This is a genomic window from Stenotrophomonas sp. NPDC077659, from assembly GCF_050268705.1.
Lineage (GTDB): Bacteria > Pseudomonadota > Gammaproteobacteria > Xanthomonadales > Xanthomonadaceae > Stenotrophomonas.
Genome location: NZ_JBNNHG010000256.1, coordinates 1 through 2,224 on the forward strand (window position 1 = coordinate 1; position 2,224 = coordinate 2,224).

At 65.6% G+C, this 2,224-nt stretch carries 3 protein-coding genes; 2 read left to right on the forward strand and 1 reads right to left on the reverse strand.

Annotated features, from left to right (window positions below; translation table 11 throughout):
- Positions 1-522: Na+ dependent nucleoside transporter N-terminal domain-containing protein (locus ACQKDV_RS19180; protein ID WP_427785822.1), on the reverse strand; the 522-nt coding region annotated here is incomplete at its 3' end.
- 190 nt (positions 523-712) lie between these two features.
- Between ACQKDV_RS19180 and ACQKDV_RS19185 the strand changes: the two genes are divergently transcribed.
- Positions 713-1,684, forward strand: a complete 972-nt coding sequence (locus ACQKDV_RS19185; RefSeq protein WP_427785823.1) for a potassium channel beta subunit family protein — start codon at positions 713-715, stop codon at positions 1,682-1,684.
- Positions 1,685-1,849: 165 nt separating this feature from the next.
- Entirely contained in the window at positions 1,850-2,044 is a 195-nt protein-coding gene (hemP, locus tag ACQKDV_RS19190) for a hemin uptake protein HemP (protein WP_005412278.1), read from the forward strand.
- The last annotated feature ends 180 nt before the right edge of the window (positions 2,045-2,224 follow it).

A 2,224-nucleotide genomic window follows, 5' to 3' on the forward strand; every position in this document is an offset into this window, starting at 1 on the left:
GGTCAGCTGCTCGGACTGGGTCATTCTGGCGATGTACGGGCGCACGGTCAGCGGCGCCTCGGTCTGGCCGATGAAGACGCTGGCGCAGACGCTGGTGGTTTCCGCACCGGACACGCGCATCACCTTGGTGATCGACCACGCCATCACGCGGACGATGGCCTGCATGACGTTCAGGTGGTACATCACGCCCATCAGCGCCGAGAAGAAGATGATGGTCGGCAGCACCTGGAAGGCGAAGATGAAGCCGTAGTTCTGGGTGTCCATCAGCGAGCCGAAGATGAAGCCCGAACCTTCATTGACGAAGCTGAGGATCTTGACGAATCCCTTGCCCAGGGCATCGAACACGTCGCGCCCGCCGGGCACCAGGATCACCAGCGCCGCGAACGCGATCTGCAGGGTGATGCCGGTGATGACCAGCTTCCAGTCCACCGCACGCTTGTTGTTGGAAAACAGCCAGGTGATGCCGATCAGCACCGCCAACCCGAAAAGGCCGAAGCCGATCCTGCCCAAACCTTCGACCATGAGAGCTCCCCCGGGGGCGCGCGAAAAACGGGAAGCCTAGTGCAGGGCCGGGGCTGGGGCAAGGAAAAGCGGCGTGCGCGGCCCCATCGGCACCGATCAGGCCAGCAACCGCAAGGGCTTGCCGCCACTGGGGCCGGGTAGAATGGGGCCTGATCCCGGCCCGGATGCGGGCCTGCAACAGGAGAATCGCATGCTCTACCGCCGCCTCGGCTCCTCCGGCCTGCCGGTGTCCGCCCTGTCCTTCGGGGCGTGGGTGACGTTCGGCGACCAGGTGCCGCGTGACGAGGCCCGCAACATGGTGGCCGCCGCCTGGGATCATGGCATCAACTTCTTTGACAACGCCGAGGGTTACGCCAACGGCCGCGCCGAGCAGGTGATGGGCGATGTGATCGCCGACCTGCGCCTGCCGCGCGACGGCTTCTGCGTGTCCAGCAAGGTGTTCTTCGGCAGTGCCAAGGACCCGCGGCCGACCCAGCGTGGCCTGTCGCGCAAGCACGTGACCGATGCCTGCCATGCCGCGCTCAAGCGCCTGCGGGTGGACTACCTTGACCTTTATTACTGCCACCGCCCGGATCCGGACGCGCCCATTGTCGAGACCGTGCACGCGATGGACACGTTGGTCAGGCAGGGCAAGGTGCTGTACTGGGGCACCTCGGAGTGGTCGGCTGCGCAGATCGAGGAGGCCGTGGACATCGCCGCCCGCCACAACTGGCAGGCCCCGTCGATGGAGCAGCCGCAGTACAACCTGCTGCACCGCGAGCGGGTGGAAGTGGAGTACGCACCGCTGTACGCCAGCGCCGGGCTGGGCACCACCATCTTCTCGCCGCTGGCCTCGGGCCTGCTCAGTGGCAAGTACGACCAGGGCATTCCGGCCGATGCGCGGCTGGGCCGCGAGGGCATGGGCTGGCTGCAGGATCTGGTGCTGGGCCAGAACGCCGCCGTGCGCCTGGCCCAGGTGCGCCGCTTCAGCGAGGTCGCCGCCGAGCTGGGCCATGCCCCGGCCAGCCTGGCCATTGCCTGGTGCCTGCGCAATCCCAACGTGTCCAGCGTGATCCTCGGCGCGAGCCGGGTCAGCCAGCTGCTGCAGAACCTGCAGGCGCTGGAGGTGCTGCAGCAGGTGGACGATGCCGGCTGGGCGAAAGTGGAAGCGGCCTTCGTCTGAAGGTTGTACCGCGCGGGTCGCTGTGGATCCGCACCATCCATTGATGTGATCTATCGAAATCGTGAAATCGATCATAAATCTCATCAATGGAATTGAGAATGGTTGTTGATTGTTAACTGAGAATCATTATCATCTGAATCGTCCCTCGCACGAGTCCAGATGCTCATGAATGCTCAACCTGTACTGCTGCGCCCCGAAACGCTGACCCTGCGCGACCGCCCGGTGCGTGTCGTCCCGCCGGAAGAAGTGATCGACAGCGAAGCCCTGCTGAAGGGCCGCCGCGAAATCCTGATCCAGCACGGCGACCGTTTCTACCGGCTGCGCCACACCAGCAACGACAAGCTGATCCTGACCAAGTAATGCGGTCTGGTCGCCTGCCTCCCTCCCTCCTGCCGGCAGCGCTGGCAGGGTGGGCGACCCGTCCGCTCCCGCTCTTTCCCCCTCGGCTGTCCGTGCACGCCTGGCGTGCCGGTGGCCGGGGGCTCCCCCCTGCCGGGTCAGGCCCTTGCCGATGACCTGCTGCTTCGCCGCGCGTTCAAT